Raw genomic sequence first — 21,107 nt, 5'->3', positions numbered from 1 at the left:
TGCCGCAACCGGGCAAGGAAAACTTCACGGGTAGGCGATTGCTCGAAATGCCGGGAAATCGGCGTAACGGGATTGCCGGGCCGCAAGGTCTTCATCGGGCTCAGCGCCGGGCTTCAACAGACATCCACGCGGAGCAATATAGCTGTCGATCCGACGATGCGGTCTGGGCCGCCACACAAGGTTGAACGCGCATAGCTTGGGGAAGAACCAGATTTCGGAATACTCCAGATGATCGTGCATCCACCACGCCAGATCCCGCCAATCCCTGCCCCGCGCATATTGATCCGCGAACCACGGGATGACGATGGATGCCCCGGCGATCCGCGCATCCCCTTCCCCGCGATCCCAGATATGGCATTCCAACGGATTGTCGTTTCGGGCGCAGTTCAGTTTGTTTTCATTGCCAAATCGGTTCAAGGACGATGAGCGGTAGCCCGACCTGACCGCGACCCGGCCAAATGTCTCTTCCAAAGGGTCAAGAAGGGTTTCGCAGAACGCGCGGCCTGTTTCGATCGCCAGATCCGGGTTGTCCGGAATATTCTGCACTTGGTGGAAATTCCCGATTTCCGAATACAGAAAATCGCGCATGAAGAAATGCCGGGACAGGCGGACGCGACCCAGGGTCTCAAGGCTCCACATGCTGCCCGGCTTACGCATCTTGCATCCTTTTTCCCGATCGGGGTTTATTCCACCCCCAAGCCCTTGAGCCACTCCAGAATACCAGCAACGGTGGCATCGGTTTGACCCGGCGACATCAACCGCCCCGCGACAACATGTGAAGACGGATCATCACCCGGCCCCATCGTCACCAGTTCGACCGTTGCCGGAGCGCCCCAGGCCTCGGCCACTTTGTGTGTCCGGTCCGGCCGCACAACCTGATCATCATCCGAAAACCAGAACAACGCAGGTATCATGGCCTCAGAGAAATCCAGCGCATAGACCGTATCCACCAGCACGGACATCGGCACGACGGCTTCCCACGGGTAGACCGACGTCCAGTACCTGTTCTTCTCGGGGTCCGGCCCTGACACATCGCGTTCCGGCCCCATGAGAACGGGCAACCAACTTCTTGCCCAAGGCAACGAAGGCACCCACGCCGCGACGGTATTCACACCAAAGTTCGGCGAGACGAAGACCATGCCAAGAACGTCCTGGCTGAGGGCGGCATCCAACGCAGCGGCCGCCGCCAGCGTTCCTCCGGTCGAGGTGGAAATCACGATCACCTTTTCCCCGACCGCGCGCGCCGCTGCCAGCCCTTCGGCAGTGTCCTGCATCCAGCCCGAGGCGGTGCCTTCGGCCATCGCCGGCCCATCCCGACCGTGACCTTGCAACCGCGTGTAGACCAGATTGGCGCCCAAAGCGTCAGCCACCAGGTCAGGCACGGGGCGGATTTCCTCGGAACTTGCCGAAAAACCGTGGATGTACAAAACAGAATACGGCGTGCGCTGTTCCTTGAAACCGTCCTGCCAGACCACGCGCTTTTCGACACCCGGAACGATGTCATCATAGGCAGATTCGGTGCTTTCAAAATAAACCTGAACACCTTCACCAAATTTCCGAGAATCAAAAGTCGGGTGCAGGTTCACTTCCTCGCGCGGGCCGAACCAGTAGACAAGGCCGCCAAGAACAACCAGCGCCAGAAGAGCGCGCCCCAGAAACCAACCAAAGCGCCGCATCAGGCTTCTCCCAACACATCAAGAACCGCGGTCCCGATCAAACCCAGGCACTTCTCGTCCGAGAAGCGATGATCGGCCCCCTTGACCAACAGCAGCCGCATGTCGGAACCCGCAGCATGTTCCAGCAGCCGCACGGCTGTTTCGGTTGAAACTGCCGTGTCTGCGGTGCCTTGCAGGAAACGAACCGGGAACGGCAGATCCAGAGCGCCCCTCAGAACCAGATTCTGGCGTCCGTCTTCGATCATGCGCTTGGTGATGATGTAGGGTTCCATATAGTCGGACGGCAGCTCGACATGGCCGACAGTGTCCAGCGCAGCTTTTTGTTCGTCGCTGAACGAAGCCCAGTAACCGTCTTCCGTGAAATCAGGCGCGGCAGCGATTGTGACCATGCCTGCGATTCGCTCGGGCATGACCTTGGCCAGCAGCAATGCCTGCCATCCCCCCATCGACGAACCGACAACGACCAAGGGTCCGTCCGTCAATGCCCTTACCGCTGCCAATGTGTCCTGATGCCAGTCGCCAATACAGCCCTCGGTAAACGCGCCCGAGCTTTCGCCGTGGCCGGAATAATCGAACCGCAAGAACGATTGCCCCCGCGCCTGCGCCCAGGCTTCCAGATGCACGGCCTTGGTGCCTTCCATGTCCGATTTGAGCCCGCCCAGAAAAACGATGGTCGGCCCTGCCCCTTCGGTCTTGTGATAAGCCAGTCGCCGCCCCTGCGGCGTCTCCAGAAAATTCGTCACTGCCATGACACCTTCTTTCCTTTTACTGCATCATGCACGCCCCACCCCCGAGTGCAATTCCGCCCACTTCATCTTTTTCCAAATACTCCGGGGAGCGCGAGGGGCCGGCCCCTCGCCCCCACTCTTGACTCAGGCACATCCACCTGCCACATGAGCCGAACACACATAACCCGCAACCGGGCGTTCAGTGGGCGCCAAACCGACGAGGAGAGCCGATATGGCCCTGGATTCTCAATCCGTCTCTCTCACCTTTCCCGATGGCAATGCACGCATCTACGCCGCAGGCGTCACGCCCGCGCAGGTGGCTGCCGACATCTCAACCTCGCTGGCCAAAAAGGCCATCTCGGCCACCGTTGACGGCCAGCACTGGGACCTGCAATGGCCCATCGAATCCGACGCGCAGATCGCCATCCACACCATGAAGGATGAAGCCCAGGCCAACGAGCTGATCCGCCACGATCTGGCCCATATCATGGCCCGCGCAGTTCAGGAGATCTGGCCCGCCACCAAGGTCACCATCGGCCCTGTCATCGAAAACGGCTGGTATTATGACTTCGACCGTGAAGAACCGTTCACGCCGGAGGATCTCGGCCTCATCGAGAAAAAGATGAAAGAGATCATCAACAAGCGTGATCCCGTCACCACCGAGGTCTGGGACCGCGAGCGCGCGATCGAGTTCTACAAGGCCAACAACGAACCCTACAAGGTCGAGCTGATCGAAGCCATTCCCGGCGACGAGCCGCTGCGTATGTACTGGCACGGCCACTGGCAGGATCTGTGCCGTGGTCCTCACCTGCAACACACCGGTCAGGTTCCGGGGGATGCGTTCAAGCTGATGTCCATCGCGGGCGCCTATTGGCGTGGCGACAGCGACCGCGCGATGTTGCAGCGTATCTACGGCGTGGCCTTCACCGGCAAGGAAAAGCTGAAAGCACACCTGCATATGCTGGAAGAGGCCGCCAAGCGCGACCATCGCAAGCTGGGCCGCGAGATGGACCTGTTCCACATGCAGGAAGAAGCCCCCGGTCAGATTTTCTGGCACCCCAACGGCTGGACGATCTACACCCAGTTGCAGGACTACATGCGCCGTCAGCAGCGCAACGGCGGCTATGTCGAGGTCAACACGCCGCAGGTTGTGGACCGCAAACTGTGGGAAGCTTCGGGCCATTGGGACAAGTATCAGGAAAACATGTTCATCGTCGAAGTGGACGAGGAACACGCACGTGAAAAGGCGATCAACGCGCTGAAACCGATGAACTGCCCCTGCCATGTGCAGATCTTCAATCAGGGCCTGAAGTCCTATCGCGACCTGCCGCTGCGCATGGCCGAATTCGGGTCTTGCAACCGCTATGAACCGTCAGGTGCGCTGCACGGTATCATGCGCGTGCGCGGCTTTACCCAGGACGATGGACACATCTTCTGCACCGAAGACCAGATCGAGTCAGAAACCGCAGAGTTCATCCGGTTCCTGTCCCGGATCTACAAGGATCTGGGATTCGAGAACTTCTCGGTGAAATTCTCGGATCGCCCCGAGAAACGATCGGGGTCGGATGAAGTCTGGGACAAGGCCGAAGCCGCGTTGCTCAGCGCGACACGTGCTGCCGGGATCGAGCCGGAGCTCAACCCCGGCGAAGGCGCCTTTTACGGCCCCAAGCTGGAGTTTGTTCTGACGGACGCGATCGGTCGCGATTGGCAATGCGGCACGCACCAGGTTGACTTCGTGCTGCCCGAACGGCTGGATGCCACCTATATCGGCGCCGACGGCGGCAAACACCGTCCCGTTATGCTGCATCGCGCAACCTTGGGTTCGTTCGAGCGTTTCATCGGTATCCTGATCGAAGAACACGCCGGCAAGCTGCCCTTCTGGCTGGCCCCGCGTCAGGTCGTGGTCGCCTCCATTACCTCCGAGGCGGATGACTATGTCGCCGAAGTGGTCGAAACCCTGCGTGCTGCCGGCGTTCGGGCCGAAGCCGACATTCGCAACGAAAAGATCAACTACAAGGTTCGTGAACACTCGGTCGGCAAGGTTCCGGTCATTCTGGCCGTCGGCCATCGCGAAGTCGAAGACCGCACTGTCAGTGTCCGGCGTCTGGGTGAAAAACAGACGCAGGTACAACCGCTTGACGTTGTAACAAACGAGCTGTCGCAGGCAGCCACCCCACCGGATTTGCTGTAACAATCGGCAGGAAATCGCAAGAAATCTGGCCCCCAATTTGGGGCCAGATTGAAACATCCCCCCCTTTCTTCATCAAAAACAATGCATTACGCTGCAAGAGGGCACGCCGCCCCCTGACGTGCTTGTGAGACACGGGCTCGTGAATTCAACTCTGTCCACCAAGCTACTACCTTTGTCATTGTCACAAGCAGACATACCCAGTCATCAAGAGGATTACCGAGATGTCGAACACAGCCAAGTCCCTGGTTATCGCAACCGCAGTCGCAGCCGCCGTATCGGGCGCCGCAACCACTGCATCCGCTCAGGCAAAAGAAAAATGCTATGGCGTATCGCTGGCCGGTCAGAACGACTGCGCCGCTGGCCCCGGCACCACCTGCGCGGGCACCTCGACCGTTGATTATCAGGGCAACGCATGGACCCTGGTCGATGCAGGCACCTGCGCGGATATCGAACTGCCCGCACAGGCAGACGGCACCCCGCGCAAAGGCTCGCTGGAAGCTCAGGATCGCGACCTGCCGGCATAAGAACGGCCTGACGAATTCAGGGGGCGGGCACCATCGCCCGCCCCTTCCCTTTCGTGATCAAGGAACTGGCCCATGTTGGATGATGCCCACAGGTCGAACCGCCTGCCCGCAGCTCCGGGCGTAGGTTACAAGCCGCAACACTTCGCTCAGATACTTGAACACGCGCAGCCCGTCGCATGGCTGGAAATTCATGCGGAGAACTATATGGGCGATGGCGGGCGGCCTCTGGCGCAGCTGCGCCATCTTTCCGAACAATTCCCGATCTCGGTCCATGGCGTTGGCCTGTCCATCGGCGGCGAAGGCGCGCTGGACCCTGATCACCTGGCCCGGCTGAAACATCTGGTAGGCTGGCTGAACCCCGCCAGCTTTTCCGAACACCTGGCCTGGTCCACCCATGACACCCATTTCTACAACGACCTGCTGCCCCTGCCCTATACCGACGCAACACTGACACGCGTTTGCGATCATATCGATCAGGTTCAGGACACCGTCGGACGGCAGATGCTGTTGGAAAACCCCTCAAGCTATTTGGCTTTTGAGGAAAGCACCTGGTCCGAGCCCGACTTTCTGCGCGAAATTGCACGTCGTACCGGATGTGGCTTGTTGCTGGATGTCAACAACGTCTTTGTCTCTGCCACCAATCTGGATTTCTCTCCTCAGGGTTACATCGATGCCTACCCACTTGAAAAAGTGGGGGAAATTCACCTTGGCGGCCATGACGAAGATGAAGACGATCACGGCCATCCGCTGCTGATCGACAGCCACGGGCGTGAAGTGGTCGACCCGGTTTGGGCGCTGTTGGATTACGTGCTGGAACGCACGGGGCCGAAACCCGTCCTGGTCGAATGGGACACCGACGTCCCCGACTGGCCCGTTTTGCGAGAAGAGGCCGTTCGCGCGCAGACCGCCCTGGAACGGATCCCGGCATGAGCGTTTCGCAATCCGAGTTTCGCGCAGCCATGATGGATGCGTCAGCCCCTGTCCCCGAAGGTTTGCTGGACGCCGAGGCGCAGCCAGCCGGTCGTCGGTTCAGCGTCTATCGCAACAATATCGCCGTGTCCTTGACCGAGGCAATGCATCAGGCGTTTCCAGTCATCACCAAGTTGCTGGGGCCGCAGAACATGGATGGGCTAGCCGGGATATTTCTGCGCCAGCACCCGCCATCATCACCTCTGATGATGTTCTATGGTGAAGCCTTTCCCGATTTTCTGGCTGGAATGCAGCAGCTTTCGCATCTTGGGTACCTGCCGGATGTGGCGCGGCTGGAACTTGCGTTGCGCAAGTCGTACCACGCCGCCGACAGCCAACCCGCCCCGGCAGACGCACTGGCCGCAGACCCCGAACAGGTCATGCGGGCCCGGCTGCGTTTTGCCCCGGCCATGCGGGTGGTGCGCTCGGACTGGCCCATTCACGCGATCTGGCGCTTCAACACCGAATCCGACGCACCGAAACCGGTTGCCCAAGCCGAGGATGTATTGATCACACGCCCGGAATTCGACCCGGTTGCCCAATTGCTGCCCACCGGCGGCGCCGATTGGATCGCCTATATGCAAGGTGGCGACATGATCGGCGAAGCGTTTGAGAAAACAGCGGCGGAGCAACCTGAATTTGACCTTGGAACCACTCTGGCACTGCTTTTGCAGGGCGGTGCAATAACTTCTGTGACTATCGAAAGGCTGGAGACATGACTGCCCTGATCTCACTTCACAACAACGTTCTGGGAAAGGTGGACCTTGCGTCCAACTGGCTTACACCCACGCTGGCGCGGCTGGTCTTTGTCGCTGTCCTTCTGGTCTATTACTGGAACTCGGCGATGTTGAAGATCGACGGTTCGATCTTTTCACCTTCGGCGGGTGCCTTCGGTCAGATTTTCCCCAAAGCCGCCGAAGCCGTCCTTTACGACGTATCCCAAATGACGTTCTTCCAACGTATCGTCATTTTCTTGGGCACGGTTGCAGAATTCGTCCTTCCTGCGCTGCTGCTTGTCGGTCTGTTCACCCGCCTGGCGGCCTTGGGTATGATTGGTTTCATCTGGGTGCAGACTCTGGTCGATGTTACTGGCCATGGCGTGAAACTGGGCAGCCTGTTCGACGCAGCGCCATCCATTATGGATCAGCGCACGATGTGGACGTTCCTGATGCTGGTGATCGTGATCAACGGTGCGGGGCCCATCTCACTTGATCGGCTTCTGCGTCTGAAATGACCTAGAAATGCGCTTTGGGCTGGTCCGGTTTACCCGCTGCCAGCCCAAGCACCCCGGCAACCCCGGCAAATGCGATCGGGAACATGGTGAAGACACCAAATCCGAATGCATAATACATCGCCCCTGCTGAAATCAGCAGCAGGATCCCGGCAAAAAGGGCGCGCGCGGGCGCCATCGCCCCCCCGACAATAGCCAACAAAGGCGCGATGATCGACACGGCCTGAATCAGATCAGGGTTGTCTACCTGCCTCAGAACGCCGTCTATCTCGCCGACGTGATCGATCACGACCACTTTCGCATATCCGAAAAACCCGACGATCATCCCGATCAGCCCGGCAATCACGCCCAGGATCATGGCGGCATTACGCATTGAAGGTCCTCACTGTTGCTTGCAGGCACATAAGCATTTCTTAAGAAATACCAAGCTGCATGCGTGTTTCCGTGGTCCAGCCAAGAAACAGCTCTCCATCTTTCTCGATCAACGGGCGCTTCATCAGGGTGGGATGCTCTTTCAACAGTTCCAAAGGTGCTTTCGCGCGCTGGTTGTCATCCAATCCGCGCCATGTTGTGGACCTGGTGTTGAGCAAAGCGTCGCCGAAGGTGGCAAGCGCCTGCGACAGCACAGCATCCGGCACACCATCGCTGCGGACATCCACGAACTCTGCGTCTGGCAACGTTTTCAATGCCTTGCGACAGGTGTCACAAGTTTTCAGTCCGTAAAGGCGCATATTTTTTCTGCTCCTGCATTTGATTGCATTTTGGGCAAACTTGCCACTTTCAGGCGGTTATTCTTGATTTTTTACTTCACCGTGCAATGTTGAAAAAGGCGAAACACACGAATTGGACTGTTCAGGAACTGCCAAACAGTCGTTTTTGTGGTGACGCTGACCACAGCCCCCACCAATTTGTGGGACAATGCGCAAGTAGAAGGAGACACGGGACATGCCAACCGGCACCGTGAAATGGTTCAATACCACTAAAGGTTATGGTTTTATTGCCCCTGATGAAGGGGGCAAAGATGTGTTTGTACATATCTCGGCCGTAGAACGGTCCGGCCTCACCGGACTCGCAGACAATCAGAAAGTCTCGTACGAGTTGCAGGACGGACGCGACGGCCGACAAATGGCTGCGGAATTGAAGCCGTTGTAACGACATCGCCGCTGATCGCGGGATTAATCCATTAAGGATGGCGGCCAATTTCCGGCCGTCAACCACCCCCTACCGGGCCTGTTCCATTACCCGCGCGCGGATGGTTCATTTGCGCGACGTCAATGATGTGTATCCGTTGCAATGGTGTCGGATACCCCGGGTTCCTGCGGCCAGCCCTCAGCCCGGCCCTCATGCCGGAATTCCCAGGCTTTCATTGGTTGCTCGGGGCAACGCTGGCACGTTGCGACGCTTGTCGTTCCGATTTCAGGTCATCATGCATACGTCGCAAAACCCCACACACTGCCCAAGCGATGGGCCGCTTGGCATGACAATCCGAACAAATTGGCGCCGGGCAAATTCGAATACTATTTGCGAATGATCTCTTCGAACTCGCGCCACTCCCGAGCCGTCATGCCCGAGCTTTCCTGCGTGACGTCCTCACCCGCCAGCATGCGTCGCAGGCTTTCGACCATCTGAGCGGACAGGTTGACGGCCCCAAGACGGTAATCCTCGAATGCTTTGTAGGCAAAGGGCACCCAGTCGGCGACGATCTTGCACATCGTATCAGCGTAAACGCGGATCTCATATTGAGCATGAGGGTCAGCGCGCAGGCGCAAAAAATGGAACAGGTTGTGCAGGTCGACCTTCCAGTACCACTGCGTATAGATGTTCGCGGGCAGGTTCATCCGCGCCAATTCTCGTGCCAGACCTTGCTGCCCGTCCTGGCTGATCATCGACTCGTAATTGTCATAGCACCGGGCGCTGTCTGCCCTCAGGATGTCCAGAACACGCGCGGCCTCTTCGCCTTCCAGGGCGGATCCACGGCCTTGATTGTTCACCTCTGATTGGGCGGCCACATGTTCGGGTGCGGGAATATAGAACTCACGATCAAGAATCGAGTACCGCGCCGAGTATTCATTTACATTGGCCGTACGGTGCCGAATCCACTGCCGCGCCACGAAGACCGGCAGCTTCACATGCAGTTTGACCTCGCACATTTCAAAAGGGGTCGAATGCCAGTGCCGCATCAGATACCGGATCAGACCTTCGTCATTCTGAACCGATTTGGTTCCTTTGCCGTAAGACACACGTGCGGCCTGACAGATAGCGGCGTCATCGCCCATGTAGTCGATGACGCGAACAAAACCGTGATCCAGAACCTGATGCGCGGTATAAAGGTGATCTTCCATTCCCGCTGAAACGACGCGACGAGTGGGATGCGATTGGGCACGTTGCGCTTCGATCTCGGCCTGTTGGTCAGCGGACAGCGGCATCAAGTTTTCCTTTCTGGCAATGAGTCGCCCCCTACTATATCTCGCCAATCGCAACATCGAAACCGCGATATATGCCGCAACCCACGCAAAATTCAGTTCGCCAGACCCGGCGGTCTCGACACACTGGGTCGGGGCGCTAAGCTCTTTGCAAACTGAGTCGAAAAGGATGACCAAAATGGCGCTGACATATCTTCACACAATGGTCCGCGTGAAGGATCTGGAAAAATCCATGGCGTTTTACAAGCTTCTGGGCCTGAAGGAAACACGCCGCTATGACAGCGAAGCCGGGCGGTTTTCACTGATTTTCATGGCACCTCCGGGGCAGGAGGATGCGCCGATCGAGCTGACCTACAACTGGGACGGTGATGACGGCCTTCCCAGCGACAGCCGCCATTTCGGTCACCTCGCCTACGGCTTCGACAACATCTACGAGGTTTGCCAGCACCTTCAGGACAATGGTGTTACGATCAATCGCCCTCCGCGTGACGGTCGCATGGCCTTTGTACGCTCGCCCGACAATATCTCGATCGAGCTTTTGCAAAACGGCGATGCTCTGGAGCCGAAGGAACCCTGGGCCAGCATGGAAAGCGTTGGCCACTGGTGATCCGGTGGGTCATAACACTTGGGCTGGCCGTGCTGGCCAGCCCGATCAAGGCCGAGCCGTGTCGTCTGGCCCTTGCACTGGCCATGGACATTTCAGTTTCGGTCGATGAGGCCGAGGACTTGCTGCAACGGCAGGGTTTGGCTGCTGCGCTGATCGCACCCGAAGTGCAGGAGGCCTTTTTCTCCTCTCCTATGCCGGTTGCTTTGGCTGTTTACGAATGGAGCGGCCGTTCCACGCAGCACATCATTTTGAATTGGTTGCTGATCGAAGATGTTGCCGACCTGCTTTTCGCCTCAGGTCAGATAAGTGCCTCTGTTCGGTCAGATACAGGATCAGCGACCGCCATGGGCCATGCCCTGGCGTTCGGGTCAACCTTGATGAGCCAGGCACCCCAGTGCTTGTTTCAAACGATTGACCTGTCCGGAGATGGTTCCAACAATGATGGCTATGGACCACGGATAGCCTATCGGCACTTCGCTTTTCAGAATGTGGTGGTCAATGGCCTCGTGATCAACGCGGCGGATTTTGAAGGCGAACTTTTTCTGATCCCCTTTTTTGAAAACAATGTCCTGCATGGTCCTGGCGCCTTTTTGGAAGTCGCTCAGGGGTTCGAGGATTTCGAGCGGGCCATGCGGAAAAAGCTGAAACGGGAATTGAGCGGTTTGCAGATTGGCGCGCTCGATGAAGACCCGCAATAAATCCGCGCCTGATTGCTGCTTTTGCGGGCCAGTTCTCTGGACCGGCATTTGAACAAGGCCGCCAGGCCTGTGCATCAGTGCAGGACGGATTAGGTTCTGCCCAACGCACAACCCTGGTCAGTAGATGTATCGGATCTGGTCCGTCCAATATCGCTCCACGCGGCGCAGCGACGTGGTGATGTCTTCGATACCTTCCAACTCCAACACGCCCCTGCTTTGCAATCCTTCGGCGTGACGCGCAAACAGGTCGGACACGATATTGCGGATTTCCCTGCCTCTTGATGTCAGACGAACGCGAACAGAGCGGCGGTCTATCTCGCATCTCTGGTGGTGCATATACCCCATCTCAACCAGTTTCTTGAGGTTGTAGCTGACATTGCTGCCCTGATAGTAGCCGCGGCTTTTCAACTCACCCGCCGTCACTTCGTGATCGCCGATATTGAACAGCAGCAGCGCCTGAACCGCGTTGATTTCCAGCACGCCAACGCGCTCGAATTCATCCTTGATGACGTCCAGCAGCAACCGGTGCAGCCGTTCCACCAGGGCCAGCGCCTCAAGATAGCTGGTCATGAACCCCTTGGCTTCCAGCCCGGAGACCTGCATTTCCATACTCATCCGACCCTCCGATTCAGTCGTGCTGTTTGAGACACGATGACCTGAAAGTCCGAAAAATCGGTTAAGCCGGTTTTTTTCTTATTTCTGAAAGGTCTGCGCGATGTTTGAAATCAAACTGGCAAACTGCGCTGGTGGCTGCACCTGACCTGTGACCCATTGATAGAGGTCCTGATCGTTTTCGTGCAGCAGCGCGTCAAAGACATCAAGCCCGGCCGCATCCATATCGGCCAGGTTGCGATCGGCATAAGCGGACAGGATAATGTCCATCTCTTTGATCCCGCGCCGCATGGATCGCATTTTCATTCGCTTGATGCGTACGTCCCTGGGTTCACTCAATTCTTCTGCTCCAGCATCAGACGCATTTTCTTTTCCAGCCGCGCCGCACGTTCGGCACAAACCCGCATCTCGCCCCGAATGGCGCGCAGTTCAGCCACGGCGGTTGACAGTTCCATACCGCCTTCACCCTCTTCCACCGGGGCATCCATGCCGTCCCCCTCGCCGGTCAGCAGCCACATGATCGAGACATTGACCAGCCCCGCCATCATCGACAATCGGTTCGCGCGCGGCTCGGACAGATCGTTTTCCCAATCGACGATCGTCGTCTTCTTGACACCAAGGCGGCGCGCCAACTCGGCTTGGGTCATTCCGGCCGCTTCGCGAGCGCCTGCCAAACGGTCCCCGAATGTCGCAGAGTCCGGTCCATACCAGTCTTTTTCATCATTCATTCGGGTCTCCAATTCACAGTGTCCATACGGCTTGATCGTCATTCCGACGCACCCTATGACAGTCGGGTTGAACATACAAACCGAGGCCATCCATGAGTTTCCTGTCTGCGACACTGTCACGCGTCAAACCCTCGCCCACAATCGCTATGACAGCCAAGGCCGCCGAGTTGAAAGCCGCCGGGCGCGACGTGATCGGCCTGAGCGCGGGTGAGCCGGATTTCGACACCCCGCAAAACATCAAAGACGCTGCTGTTGCAGCGATTGCAGCGGGTAAAACAAAATACACTGCTCCAGACGGCATTCCTGAACTGAAGCAGGCGGTTTGCGCCAAGATGAAGCGCGATCACGGGCTTGAGTACACGCCCGCGCAGATCTCGGTTGGAACGGGCGGCAAACAGACGCTGTACAACGCCTTGATGGCAACAATGAATGACGGTGACGAGGTGATCATCCCCGCGCCTTATTGGGTAAGCTACCCCGACATGGTTTTGCTGGCGGGTGGAACGCCGGTTGTTGTTGAAACGACGCTGGTCAACAGCTTCAAGCTGACGGCAGAACAACTGGAAGCCGCAATCACCCCCAGGACGAAATGGTTCATCTTCAACTCGCCTTCCAACCCGACAGGCGCAGGGTACAGCCGGGATGAGCTCAAGGCCCTCACCGATGTTCTGATGCGCCATCCGCATGTCTGGATCATGTCGGACGACATGTACGAGCACCTGGCCTATGACGGCTTTGAATTCTGCACGCCTGCCGAGGTCGAGCCCGGTCTGTATGACAGGACGCTCACCTGCAACGGTGTTTCGAAGGCCTATGCCATGACAGGCTGGCGCATCGGTTATGCGGCCGGTCCGGTCGAACTCATCTCGGCGATGCGCAAGATCCAGTCGCAATCCACTTCGAACCCCTGCTCGATCAGCCAGTGGGCGGCGGTGGAAGCGCTGAACGGAACACAGGATTTTCTGGCCCCGAACAATGAAACGTTCAAACGCCGCCGTGATCTGGTGGTGCGCATGTTGAACGAGATTGACGGTGTAACCTGCCCGACACCTGAGGGCGCGTTTTATGTCTACCCTTCGATCGCCGGGCTGATTGGCAAAACAACACCCGCGGGAACCGTCATCGAAAACGATGAAGCCTTTGCCACGGCCCTGTTGGAAGAGGCGGATGTCGCCGTCGTGTTTGGCGCGGCCTTTGGCCTGTCACCCAACTTCCGGGTCAGCTATGCTACGTCCGATGCAGCCCTGACCGAAGCCTGCGGTCGAATACAGCGCTTTTGTGCATCTCTGAGGTGAACATGTCTGCCGACCTTCCCGAATACTACTTTCGCATCCGTGAAAACGGGGCTGCCGTGTTTCGGATCGATACGGAAAACCGCCAACGCCGGATCGAGATGGATCAGATTGCCGTCGTCAACATCCGCAACGGCGAGGTCAAGCCGCACGGGCAACGGACGTTGTCCGAACGGGATCAGGCCGAGATCGCCCAATGGATGCAAGAGCGCCGGGCCGTACTGGCCCAGCGCGACATTGACGATATTCACCGCGCTGTCGACTATCTGAACCTGACAACGCAATGGGCGCAGTCCAAGGCAAGCGACGAACAGCTTGAGGATGTGACCGACAGGTTGCTGATGGCGATGCACGATCTGCGCACGGTTTTGGTTCGGAAAAAGGCCGACCGGTTGAGCAAAGACTAGGCCGGTTCCGCCGGCGCCTGCATCTGCCGCACCGAATGCAGCCAGAACCGGGCCATCAGCAGTACCGCCGCGAAGGCCAGACCAAGCACCAATCCCAGCCAGACACCGATGCCGTCCATCTGACGGACGAAGCCGAAATAATACGACGCCGGGATTCCCACGACCCAATAGCTGAGCGCCGCCATAACCATGGGAATCTTGGCATCCTGCAACCCGCGCAGCAGACCCAGCGCAATCACCTGCGCCCCGTCGACCAGTTGGAACAGGGCAGCCATGGCCAGCAATCCGGTCCCGATAGCCAGGATTTGTCCGCGCTGCGGATCATCGGCCTCCATGAACAGGGAAATCAGCGGCTCGGCATATGTCAGGAACAGGATGACGGTCACGACGGACATGACCAGCGACATGCCCGTCACGGCAATCGCACCTTTTTCCAGATGCGCCTTGTCCCGGCGGCCCAACGCGTTGCCGGCCCGGATGGTGGCCGCATTGGACAGCCCCAGATGTACCATGAAGGTGGCCGACGCCAGATTCAGGGCGATTCCGTGCGCGGCCAGCGGGACCTGACCCAGCCAGCCCATCATCACGGCTGATGTTGCAAACAGCGACACCTCGGCCAGGGTGGTCAGACCAATGGGCACGCCCAGTTTCCACACGCTGATGAACATTTCCCAATCCGGGCGCCAGAAGCGCTGAAAGAGGCTGTGTTCCGGCAAGGTCCGAACCACATAGACGACAACCGCGACCAGCGAAACGACCTGCGTTGCGATCGACGCGATCGCTGCGCCCATCACGCCCAGTTCAGGGGCGCCCCAGTTGCCAAAGATCAGCGCATAGTTGGTAAACCCGTTCACAACCGCCGCCGCAACCGTGATCCAAAGCACGATCTGAGTTCGCTCCAGAGCCGCAAGGTAGGATTTCAACACCATCACGATGAGCGCCGGAAACAACCCCCAACCGGCAACGCGCAAATACTCCGACGCAGTTTCAGCGATATGCGGCTCTTGTTTCATGGCGATCAGGATCGGATAGGACCACCACAACAACGGCATGACCACCGCAGCATACAGCAGCGACAACCACAGCCCCATGCGGGTCGAGCGGCGAATGCTGGTTTCGTCCCCTTCTGCCGCCGCAGTGGCAACCATCGGCATGACGGCCCAGCCGAACCCCGCGCCAAACAAAAACAAAACGAAGTAATAGCTGCTGGCCAAGGTAACGGCTGCCAGCGCCTCGACCCCGTACCAGCCCAGCATGATAGTGTCGGTCAGGCCAATGGCAAACTGCGCCAGGTGGCCACCGACCAACGGCAGGCCAAGCACGGCAATCGCCCGAAAGTGGGCCGGATATGTCATCACTTTTGTCATTGCACCAGCCATATGCGCGGGCTTGGCGCGGGACAAGAGAAGATCACTAAAATTTCAATATGAGACTCCGGTGCCTACTCACACGACAAGAGCAGGCACCGTGGCGGTTAACGGGCGTCCGGGTGCAATGCTGTACCCAAAATATGCTCGGACCGGTGGATGACGTGATGCGCCTGCCCCACGATCAACGGATCGGGTTCACCCACAATGTCGTGATCCTTGCCCGGATAGTCCAGCGTCGACAGAAAATGCCGCATGCAATTCAGGCGCGCGCGTTTCTTGTCATTCGATTTGATGATCGTCCACGGCGCGTCCGCGGTATCGGTGTAAAAGAACATGGCCTCTTTTGCTTCGGTGTAATCGTCCCACTTGCTGAGGCTGGCCTTGTCAATCGGTGACAGCTTCCACTGTTTCAGAGGATCCGTCTCGCGACTTTTGAAACGACGCTGCTGTTCTTCCTGCGTGACCGAGAACCAGTATTTGTAAAGCTGGATGCCCGACCGCACCAGCATCCGCTCTAACTCCGGCGTCTGCCGCATGAACTCTAGATATTCATTGGGAGAGCAGAAGCCCATCACCCGCTCGACACCCGCGCGGTTGTACCAGGACCGGTCATAGAACACCATTTCGCCAACTGTAGGCAGTTCCTGAATATAGCGCTGATAATACCATTGCCCCTTTTCTTCCCAAGTGGGTTTATTCAAGGCCACGACCCGGGCCTGACGCGGATTGAGGTGCTCCATGAACCGCTTTATCGTACCGCCCTTGCCAGCAGCATCGCGCCCTTCGAACAGCAGAACGAAACGCTGCCCGGTTTCCTGCGCCCACAGCTGAACCTTCAGCAACTCTGCCTGAAGCTTGGCCTTCTGTTCTTCGTACACCGACCGCGCCATCTTGCGGCCGTAAGGGTACTTGCCGCTTTCAAACGCCTGCCGGATCTTTTCCGGGCTGGGCTCTGCGACCTCTGCAACCGGGGTCGGCCCAGTCTTGGTCTGAGTTGAATCTACTTTGACCCGAGCAATGGCATCCATAAATTTTTTCCTTTTCTGTTGTCCCGAAAGCGAGCTATCAGAAAGGCCCAGGATGCGCTTTGATTGGGGTCAAATTGATGCCTCAAAAACCCATGAATTCCAAACCGGATCCGAGGTTCCGATGCAAACGCCGTTTTTCAAGCTGTGCCCAAGCGGACCTTGCCTGAATTCTCAATGACATCTTTTTGAACCGCCCTCGGTCAACATGGCCAAATCTGGCGCCCGTATAGCGCACCGGATCTGCCGATACCCCTTGCTTCAGGCTTTATCGATGCCCCCAATCGTCAGGGTTGTCCGAGTTGTTGGGCGACAGACCCAATTCGTCGCCTTCCGTCGAACATCCCAGCCCCAGAACTGTCCGGTTCGCATACGAAAAGTAGGAACAGACCTGATTGATCTCGAGGATTTCTCCATCGCCCCACCCCGCGTCACGCAGAGCGATCACATCCGCTTCGACCAGATTGCCCGGATCCTCGGTCAGCTTGCGTGCATAGGTCATGGCCGCCACCTGCGCTGCATCCAATGGCGCGGCCGCCGGATCGCGCGCTTCGATCGCCGCCCGGATCGCATTTCCCCGTTCTTCATCGCCCAGCAACCGCTGCAACCCTGCGAAATGGTGTTCGACGCAATATCCGCATCGGTTCAGCGCGCTGACCCACACGCCCAGCACCTCGAGAAACCATTTCGGTATCTTGTTGCCCGAGTGATGCAGCACTGCCTTGTAGATCGCCATGTGCCCTTCCATCGAATGCGGACGCAACGAATGCGCCATCATGATATTGTCCACATTGTTGTCCGGGCCCGTGACGCGGTCATAGAGTTTCTTCAGCCTGCCTGTGGCCTGCTCGAATGGGATGGTTCTGATCCAGCTCATTTGGCTTCCTGTTGACGTGATTGCCTGTAGTTCAGAGACTAGAAGCGCATTGAGCCCGAGGCGAGACGAATTCGCCACCTTGTCAAAAAGAACCCGGACCAGCGCAGACCGCAATTCGAATGTCGGTCCGGTTTCCCCAAGCACCAACATGGCATGTCCATTCAAAACCCAGCGAGCATCCGCCCTCAGCCACCAGTCGTTCGGCAACCCGGTCAGATTGGGCTAGACGCTATCTATCTCCATGGTGCGGAACTCATTCTTCAGCCAATTGTGCCGGGCACACATCGGTCTTGTGAAATGCTGACGTATCAACTTGCTCATGGCCTTCTGGATCAGAACCGACGTCGTTGCCGGATATACTTCGGTTGTAAACAGCGACACTGTGCGAACGAAGTTGCTGCCGGGAAATGGCATGGCCTTTACGCTGTTGTGAAACCTCTGCGTTCGGTGAAAGCACGCGGCGGTCGTGATTGCCCAGCCGCTGCCCTGCGCAACCAGGCCGATGATGGATTGATTGCACTCCAGCTCAAACCGGTTGGGCAGGCTGTATTTGCTCCGGGCCAGTTGAGTTTCGATCTGCTTGCCGATCACATAGTCGCGCGAATACCTCAACAACGGTAATTCGGCATCCGGGTTGAACAGCTCATCCGGAGACCCTTCAAACTTGTTGGGAACCACGACGATGAAGGGGTCTCTCATCAGCGGGTATTCGATCAGCCCTTCGGTACGACCCAGCGGTCGCGTGGCGACGCCCACGTCAAGCTTGTGTTCCTGGAGTTTTGCAAGAATTTCGTGGCTGGGACGCGTGAAATGGCGGAAATTGCACCGTGGCAGAGCCTGTGCCAGAAAACGAACAAGATCGGGCGCGATCTGATTGTCAAAATCATCGACCAAAGCCAGTCGCAAGTCCGTCGCATGCTGCCAGTTTCCCGTTCGAATTTCGGCCTCACCACGCTTCAGCACAGTCAGACCATCACGCACATAGCGGGCAAATACCTCGCCCGCCGGCGTCAGGCCCATGGGGCGGCGCCCATGGTCGACCAGATCAATCCCCAACGCGCGTTCAAGGCTGCGCAGGTGGTTCGAAACCGTGCTGATCGACAAATCTGTTTCTGATGCGACCTGCTGAATCGATCCGGATTTGGCGATCAGCTGAAACACTTCCAGCCATCGAAGACTCAGAGATTTGGACACGGCAACCAACCATTGTTTCGATTTGTTCGAAACTAGCGAAGCAAAGTTTTGCCCCTGCGGCAATGAAGAAGTTGATCGAAAGGGTCGTTTCTAGGCTTTCATCCGCACAAAATCCGGGTCGTACGGGCTTGGGCTGATAACCGTCGCACCAATCCGTTTCCCGCAACTGTCCAGTTTCATTTCACGGCCAACCTGCGTCAGGGACGGATGGATGAAAGCGTGCGCCAGATTCAGCTTCGTGCGATGCCCCCATTCGCCCGACGTGATTGTGCCAACGACGGTATCATCCTGCATCAGTGATGCGCCGGGATGCGCCGGGCCATGGGTTGAATCGATGCGCAAGGGGACCAGCTTGCGTCGCGGTCCTTCCGATTTCCGTTTCAACAGGGCATCACGCCCCACGAAGGCGCCCTTGTCCAACCGGACGAACCGATCCAGGCCGGTTTCAAAGGGATCAAATTCGGTGATCAGATCGGCTTTCCAGTGCAAAAAGCTCTTCTCCATGCGCATGGATTCAACGGCCCTGGCACCGAACAGTTTCAGCCCGTGCGTTTCGCCGGCCTCGCACAAGGCAAGATAGGCCGCATAGAGCGAGGCGTTGGGAACATGGATTTCATAGGCCAGCTCGCCCGAGTAACTCAGGTTCATGACCGTCGCCGGAGCAATACCGACAAAGCACTCGCGCACGCTGAGCCACGGGAACGCATCTGCCGACCAATCTCCTCTGGTGCAGGCTGACAGGACAGAACGCGATTTCGGGCCAGCCAGAACCAGAATGGTCTGATCGTTCGTCAGGCTGTGCAACTGAACGTCCTCATCGCTGCGCAGATGCAGGCGCAACCAATCCATGTCGTGAAACTCGCTTGCCGCGGCAGAGCCATACCAAACCCGGGCCGGACCCCGGTCGCTGGCGGGCAGATTGGCAATCGTCGCTTCTGCCTTGATCATACCGTGGTCATTCAACAGGTATCCCAACCCGACACGCCCCTCACGCCGAGAAACAAGCCCGCAAAACAACCGGTCCAGGAATGCGTGCCTGTCGGATCCCGTGATCTCGATGCGGTTGAACCCGTTGACCTCGGCAAGCCCGACGCCGGTTCGAATGCTTTCGACTTCGGCGGCCACCAAATCGAAGGTTTCGTCAAAATCGAAACTGAGCGTTGGCGAGAAATCGGGATCGGGTTTGAAATAGTCCACCCTTTCCCACCCGTTGACCACAGTGAACTCGGCCCCTTCAGATGCCAGAACAGGCGTCAGAGGGGTCGTCTTGGCGGGCCGGCCCGCGGGGCGGTGTTCATGCGGAAAATGAAACCTGAATTCGTTCTGATAATCCTCGATCGCCTTGAGCGCGGTGAGTTCCACATTGGCGTGACCCGAAAACCTCCGCGGGTCGAGGCACCACATGTCATAGCACGCCTCGCCATGTACGATCTGCTGCGCCAGCAACCACCCGTGACCGCCACCTTCACCCAGCCCGGCCCGCAGGCCAATGATGCAGTACGCGTTGCGCTTGCCCGGGATCGGACCGACCAGAGGCGCCCCATCAATTGTGTAGGTGATCGGCCCGTTGACCACGGTGTGAATGCCAACCTCCATCAAGGCGGGCATGCGCGCAAAGGCCCCTTCCAGAACATCGGTTACACGGTCCAGATCATCCGGGCACAGCGCGTTCACGAAGTTCGGATCAATACCGTCCATACCCCAGGTTTTGCATCCCTGCTCGTAGAACCCGAGCAGCAGCCCGTTCTTTTCCTGTCGGCAATAATAGTCGCTGATCGGGCAGCGCAGCAGCGGCATCCGATGCCCGGCATCCCGGATAGCCTCAATCTCTTCGGACAGGAAATACTGATGCTCCATGGACGACACAGGATGATGCACACCCATCATGGCGCCGACTTCGTTGACCCTGTAACCACAGGCGTTGACGACGACATCACAGTCGATATCCCCGTGCTCGGTATGCACCGTCCAGGTGTCATCGCTGTGCTGTGTCAGCGCGGTCACCGGCGTATTTCGATACACCTCGGCACCCGCCTTGCGTGCCCGGCGCGCAAGGGCCTGGCACAATTGCGCTGGATCGATGTCGCCGTCCAGCGGATCCCAAAGCCCGCCGATGAGATTGTCGGTCGAAATCAACGGGTGTCGCCGGGCACATTCATCCGCGTCGATCACCTCGAAATGTACATCCATCCCCCGCGCCATGGACGCGAAGTGACGATAGCCTTGCATCTGCCCTTCAGTATTCGCCAGACGTATCCCACCGTCTGCGTGGTGATAGTTGATAGGATAATCCGGATCGTCGGCCAGTTCCTTGTACAGACGGATCGAATGGGATTTCAGGCCGACCATCGTCTGGTTCATGCCGAAATTGGTGACCTGCGCCGCCGAATGCCATGTCGTGCCCGAGGTCAGTTCATTCCGTTCGACCAAAACCACATCTGTCCACCCTTCCTGGGTCAGGTGGTAGAGCGTCGAACACCCGGCGATCCCGCCCCCTATCACAACGGCTCTGGTACGCGACTTCATGGCATTGCTCCTTCATTTTCGGCACCAGT

The 21,107-nt window shown here is 58.0% G+C and carries 24 protein-coding genes; 10 read left to right on the top strand and 14 right to left on the bottom strand.

The window, feature by feature from the left end; translation table 11 throughout:
- Positions 1–24: 24 nt before the first annotated feature.
- Genes AC2FFD_RS03495 through AC2FFD_RS03485 form a run of 3 tightly spaced genes read right to left on the bottom strand, consistent with a single transcriptional unit; the run spans position 25 to position 2,425 of the window.
- Positions 25–639, bottom strand: a complete 615-nt coding sequence (locus tag AC2FFD_RS03495) for a hypothetical protein (RefSeq protein WP_425079043.1) — start codon at positions 637–639, stop codon at positions 25–27.
- A 44-nt stretch (positions 640–683) separates the two neighbouring features.
- A complete protein-coding gene (locus AC2FFD_RS03490; protein WP_496871960.1) occupies positions 684–1,676 on the bottom strand; it encodes an alpha/beta hydrolase in 993 nt (330 codons plus the stop codon).
- On the bottom strand, positions 1,676–2,425 hold the full coding sequence (locus AC2FFD_RS03485) for an alpha/beta fold hydrolase (RefSeq protein ID WP_496871959.1): 750 nt from the start codon (positions 2,423–2,425) through the stop codon (positions 1,676–1,678). Before AC2FFD_RS03485 ends, AC2FFD_RS03490 begins: the two co-directional genes overlap by 1 nt.
- Positions 2,426–2,636: 211 nt before the next feature.
- Between AC2FFD_RS03485 and thrS the strand changes: the two genes are divergently transcribed.
- The 5 genes from thrS to AC2FFD_RS03460 all read left to right on the top strand — a co-directional run bounded on the left by thrS (position 2,637) and on the right by AC2FFD_RS03460 (position 7,322).
- On the top strand, positions 2,637–4,595 hold the full coding sequence (thrS, locus tag AC2FFD_RS03480; RefSeq protein ID WP_496871958.1) for a threonine--tRNA ligase: 1,959 nt from the start codon (positions 2,637–2,639) through the stop codon (positions 4,593–4,595).
- A gap of 221 nt (positions 4,596–4,816) precedes the next feature.
- Entirely contained in the window at positions 4,817–5,119 is a 303-nt protein-coding gene (locus AC2FFD_RS03475; protein WP_170343841.1) for a BufA1 family periplasmic bufferin-type metallophore, read from the top strand.
- Positions 5,120–5,191: 72 nt separating this feature from the next.
- Positions 5,192–6,049 (top strand): MNIO family bufferin maturase, encoded by an 858-nt coding sequence (gene bufB, locus AC2FFD_RS03470; RefSeq protein ID WP_171205527.1) that lies wholly within the window; start codon positions 5,192–5,194, stop codon positions 6,047–6,049.
- Complete coding sequence (locus AC2FFD_RS03465; RefSeq protein WP_496871955.1) at positions 6,046–6,807, top strand: HvfC/BufC family peptide modification chaperone; 762 nt, start codon at positions 6,046–6,048, stop codon at positions 6,805–6,807. The genes bufB and AC2FFD_RS03465 overlap by 4 nt, the downstream gene beginning before the upstream one ends.
- Positions 6,804–7,322, top strand: coding sequence for a DoxX family protein (locus AC2FFD_RS03460; RefSeq protein ID WP_496871953.1), 519 nt, complete (start codon positions 6,804–6,806; stop codon positions 7,320–7,322). The genes AC2FFD_RS03465 and AC2FFD_RS03460 overlap by 4 nt, the downstream gene beginning before the upstream one ends.
- 1 nt (position 7,323) lies before the next feature.
- Here AC2FFD_RS03460 and AC2FFD_RS03455 read toward each other — a convergent pair whose 3' ends face one another.
- On the bottom strand, positions 7,324–7,692 hold the full coding sequence (locus AC2FFD_RS03455; RefSeq protein WP_496871952.1) for a hypothetical protein: 369 nt from the start codon (positions 7,690–7,692) through the stop codon (positions 7,324–7,326).
- 40 nt (positions 7,693–7,732) lie between these two features.
- Complete coding sequence (locus tag AC2FFD_RS03450) at positions 7,733–8,050, bottom strand: ArsC/Spx/MgsR family protein (protein ID WP_496871950.1); 318 nt, start codon at positions 8,048–8,050, stop codon at positions 7,733–7,735.
- Between the two features lie 214 nt (positions 8,051–8,264).
- On the opposite strand from AC2FFD_RS03450, the gene AC2FFD_RS03445 reads away from it, so the two are divergent.
- Positions 8,265–8,471, top strand: coding sequence for a cold-shock protein (locus tag AC2FFD_RS03445; protein ID WP_152458488.1), 207 nt, complete (start codon positions 8,265–8,267; stop codon positions 8,469–8,471).
- A 365-nt stretch (positions 8,472–8,836) separates the two neighbouring features.
- Here AC2FFD_RS03445 and thyX read toward each other — a convergent pair whose 3' ends face one another.
- The gene (gene thyX / locus AC2FFD_RS03440) at positions 8,837–9,745 is read right to left on the bottom strand and encodes an FAD-dependent thymidylate synthase (RefSeq protein ID WP_170343835.1); all 909 of its coding nucleotides are present in this window, start codon (positions 9,743–9,745) and stop codon (positions 8,837–8,839) included.
- 175 nt (positions 9,746–9,920) lie between these two features.
- Between thyX and AC2FFD_RS03435 the strand changes: the two genes are divergently transcribed.
- Together AC2FFD_RS03435 and AC2FFD_RS03430 are read left to right on the top strand one after the other, a co-directional pair.
- On the top strand, positions 9,921–10,349 hold the full coding sequence (locus tag AC2FFD_RS03435; protein ID WP_496871949.1) for a VOC family protein: 429 nt from the start codon (positions 9,921–9,923) through the stop codon (positions 10,347–10,349).
- On the top strand, positions 10,346–11,047 hold the full coding sequence (locus AC2FFD_RS03430; RefSeq protein ID WP_425078508.1) for a DUF1194 domain-containing protein: 702 nt from the start codon (positions 10,346–10,348) through the stop codon (positions 11,045–11,047). Before AC2FFD_RS03435 ends, AC2FFD_RS03430 begins: the two co-directional genes overlap by 4 nt.
- Before the next feature lie 117 nt (positions 11,048–11,164).
- On the opposite strand, the gene AC2FFD_RS03425 is transcribed toward AC2FFD_RS03430, so the two are convergent.
- From AC2FFD_RS03425 to AC2FFD_RS03415, 3 genes are all read right to left on the bottom strand, one after another.
- Entirely contained in the window at positions 11,165–11,662 is a 498-nt protein-coding gene (locus tag AC2FFD_RS03425) for a MarR family winged helix-turn-helix transcriptional regulator (protein WP_496871947.1), read from the bottom strand.
- 78 nt (positions 11,663–11,740) lie between these two features.
- Positions 11,741–11,965 carry a succinate dehydrogenase assembly factor 2 gene (locus AC2FFD_RS03420; protein WP_170344713.1) on the bottom strand — a complete coding sequence of 75 codons (225 nt, stop codon included), beginning with the start codon at positions 11,963–11,965 and terminating at the stop codon, positions 11,741–11,743.
- Positions 11,966–11,994: 29 nt separating this feature from the next.
- Positions 11,995–12,387 (bottom strand): helix-turn-helix domain-containing protein, encoded by a 393-nt coding sequence (locus AC2FFD_RS03415; RefSeq protein ID WP_170343832.1) that lies wholly within the window; start codon positions 12,385–12,387, stop codon positions 11,995–11,997.
- 92 nt (positions 12,388–12,479) lie between these two features.
- Between AC2FFD_RS03415 and AC2FFD_RS03410 the strand changes: the two genes are divergently transcribed.
- Both AC2FFD_RS03410 and AC2FFD_RS03405 read left to right on the top strand, forming a co-directional pair.
- A complete protein-coding gene (locus tag AC2FFD_RS03410; protein WP_496871944.1) occupies positions 12,480–13,682 on the top strand; it encodes a pyridoxal phosphate-dependent aminotransferase in 1,203 nt (400 codons plus the stop codon).
- Positions 13,683–13,684: 2 nt separating this feature from the next.
- Positions 13,685–14,086: a hypothetical protein gene (locus AC2FFD_RS03405; protein ID WP_257599005.1), complete on the top strand. Its 402-nt coding sequence runs from the start codon at positions 13,685–13,687 to the stop codon at positions 14,084–14,086.
- Here AC2FFD_RS03405 and AC2FFD_RS03400 read toward each other — a convergent pair.
- The 5 genes from AC2FFD_RS03400 to AC2FFD_RS03380 all read right to left on the bottom strand — a co-directional run bounded on the left by AC2FFD_RS03400 (position 14,083) and on the right by AC2FFD_RS03380 (position 21,078).
- A complete protein-coding gene (locus AC2FFD_RS03400) occupies positions 14,083–15,441 on the bottom strand; it encodes an MATE family efflux transporter (RefSeq protein ID WP_374041578.1) in 1,359 nt (452 codons plus the stop codon). The genes AC2FFD_RS03405 and AC2FFD_RS03400 overlap by 4 nt on opposite strands.
- A gap of 119 nt (positions 15,442–15,560) precedes the next feature.
- Positions 15,561–16,484, bottom strand: a complete 924-nt coding sequence (gene ppk2, locus AC2FFD_RS03395) for a polyphosphate kinase 2 (protein ID WP_170343828.1) — start codon at positions 16,482–16,484, stop codon at positions 15,561–15,563.
- Positions 16,485–16,749: 265 nt separating this feature from the next.
- Positions 16,750–17,358, bottom strand: a complete 609-nt coding sequence (locus AC2FFD_RS03390) for a carboxymuconolactone decarboxylase family protein (RefSeq protein WP_496871941.1) — start codon at positions 17,356–17,358, stop codon at positions 16,750–16,752.
- A 222-nt stretch (positions 17,359–17,580) separates the two neighbouring features.
- Entirely contained in the window at positions 17,581–18,552 is a 972-nt protein-coding gene (locus tag AC2FFD_RS03385; RefSeq protein WP_170343825.1) for a LysR family transcriptional regulator, read from the bottom strand.
- 90 nt (positions 18,553–18,642) lie between these two features.
- Positions 18,643–21,078 (bottom strand): GcvT family protein, encoded by a 2,436-nt coding sequence (locus AC2FFD_RS03380; RefSeq protein ID WP_496871940.1) that lies wholly within the window; start codon positions 21,076–21,078, stop codon positions 18,643–18,645.
- Positions 21,079–21,107: the final 29 nt, after the last annotated feature.

Source organism: Ruegeria sp. YTSC002 (genome assembly GCF_059609845.1).
The sequence above is the reverse complement of the archived record's forward strand: the minus strand, read 5'-3'. Positions and strand labels throughout refer to the sequence as shown.

Excerpts from the sequence above, each read along its gene's own strand:
- AC2FFD_RS03475 (WP_170343841.1), top strand. The coding sequence starts at position 4,817 with ATGTCGAACACAGCCAAGTCCCTGGTTATCGCAACCGCAGTCGCAGCC.
- AC2FFD_RS03400 (WP_374041578.1), bottom strand. The coding sequence starts at position 15,441 with ATGACATATCCGGCCCACTTTCGGGCGATTGCCGTGCTTGGCCTGCCG.
- AC2FFD_RS03420 (WP_170344713.1), bottom strand. The coding sequence starts at position 11,965 with ATGAAAATGCGATCCATGCGGCGCGGGATCAAAGAGATGGACATTATC.
- AC2FFD_RS03435 (WP_496871949.1), top strand. The coding sequence starts at position 9,921 with ATGGCGCTGACATATCTTCACACAATGGTCCGCGTGAAGGATCTGGAA.
- AC2FFD_RS03460 (WP_496871953.1), top strand. The coding sequence starts at position 6,804 with ATGACTGCCCTGATCTCACTTCACAACAACGTTCTGGGAAAGGTGGAC.
- thyX (WP_170343835.1), bottom strand. The coding sequence starts at position 9,745 with ATGCCGCTGTCCGCTGACCAACAGGCCGAGATCGAAGCGCAACGTGCC.
- ppk2 (WP_170343828.1), bottom strand. The coding sequence starts at position 16,484 with ATGGATGCCATTGCTCGGGTCAAAGTAGATTCAACTCAGACCAAGACT.
- AC2FFD_RS03485 (WP_496871959.1), bottom strand. The coding sequence starts at position 2,425 with ATGGCAGTGACGAATTTTCTGGAGACGCCGCAGGGGCGGCGACTGGCT.
- AC2FFD_RS03415 (WP_170343832.1), bottom strand. The coding sequence starts at position 12,387 with ATGAATGATGAAAAAGACTGGTATGGACCGGACTCTGCGACATTCGGG.
- AC2FFD_RS03490 (WP_496871960.1), bottom strand. The coding sequence starts at position 1,676 with ATGCGGCGCTTTGGTTGGTTTCTGGGGCGCGCTCTTCTGGCGCTGGTT.
- AC2FFD_RS03390 (WP_496871941.1), bottom strand. The coding sequence starts at position 17,358 with ATGAGCTGGATCAGAACCATCCCATTCGAGCAGGCCACAGGCAGGCTG.
- AC2FFD_RS03410 (WP_496871944.1), top strand. The coding sequence starts at position 12,480 with ATGAGTTTCCTGTCTGCGACACTGTCACGCGTCAAACCCTCGCCCACA.
- AC2FFD_RS03455 (WP_496871952.1), bottom strand. The coding sequence starts at position 7,692 with ATGCGTAATGCCGCCATGATCCTGGGCGTGATTGCCGGGCTGATCGGG.
- AC2FFD_RS03450 (WP_496871950.1), bottom strand. The coding sequence starts at position 8,050 with ATGCGCCTTTACGGACTGAAAACTTGTGACACCTGTCGCAAGGCATTG.
- AC2FFD_RS03405 (WP_257599005.1), top strand. The coding sequence starts at position 13,685 with ATGTCTGCCGACCTTCCCGAATACTACTTTCGCATCCGTGAAAACGGG.
- AC2FFD_RS03380 (WP_496871940.1), bottom strand. The coding sequence starts at position 21,078 with ATGAAGTCGCGTACCAGAGCCGTTGTGATAGGGGGCGGGATCGCCGGG.
- AC2FFD_RS03445 (WP_152458488.1), top strand. The coding sequence starts at position 8,265 with ATGCCAACCGGCACCGTGAAATGGTTCAATACCACTAAAGGTTATGGT.
- AC2FFD_RS03465 (WP_496871955.1), top strand. The coding sequence starts at position 6,046 with ATGAGCGTTTCGCAATCCGAGTTTCGCGCAGCCATGATGGATGCGTCA.
- bufB (WP_171205527.1), top strand. The coding sequence starts at position 5,192 with ATGTTGGATGATGCCCACAGGTCGAACCGCCTGCCCGCAGCTCCGGGC.
- AC2FFD_RS03495 (WP_425079043.1), bottom strand. The coding sequence starts at position 639 with ATGTGGAGCCTTGAGACCCTGGGTCGCGTCCGCCTGTCCCGGCATTTC.
- thrS (WP_496871958.1), top strand. The coding sequence starts at position 2,637 with ATGGCCCTGGATTCTCAATCCGTCTCTCTCACCTTTCCCGATGGCAAT.
- AC2FFD_RS03425 (WP_496871947.1), bottom strand. The coding sequence starts at position 11,662 with ATGAGTATGGAAATGCAGGTCTCCGGGCTGGAAGCCAAGGGGTTCATG.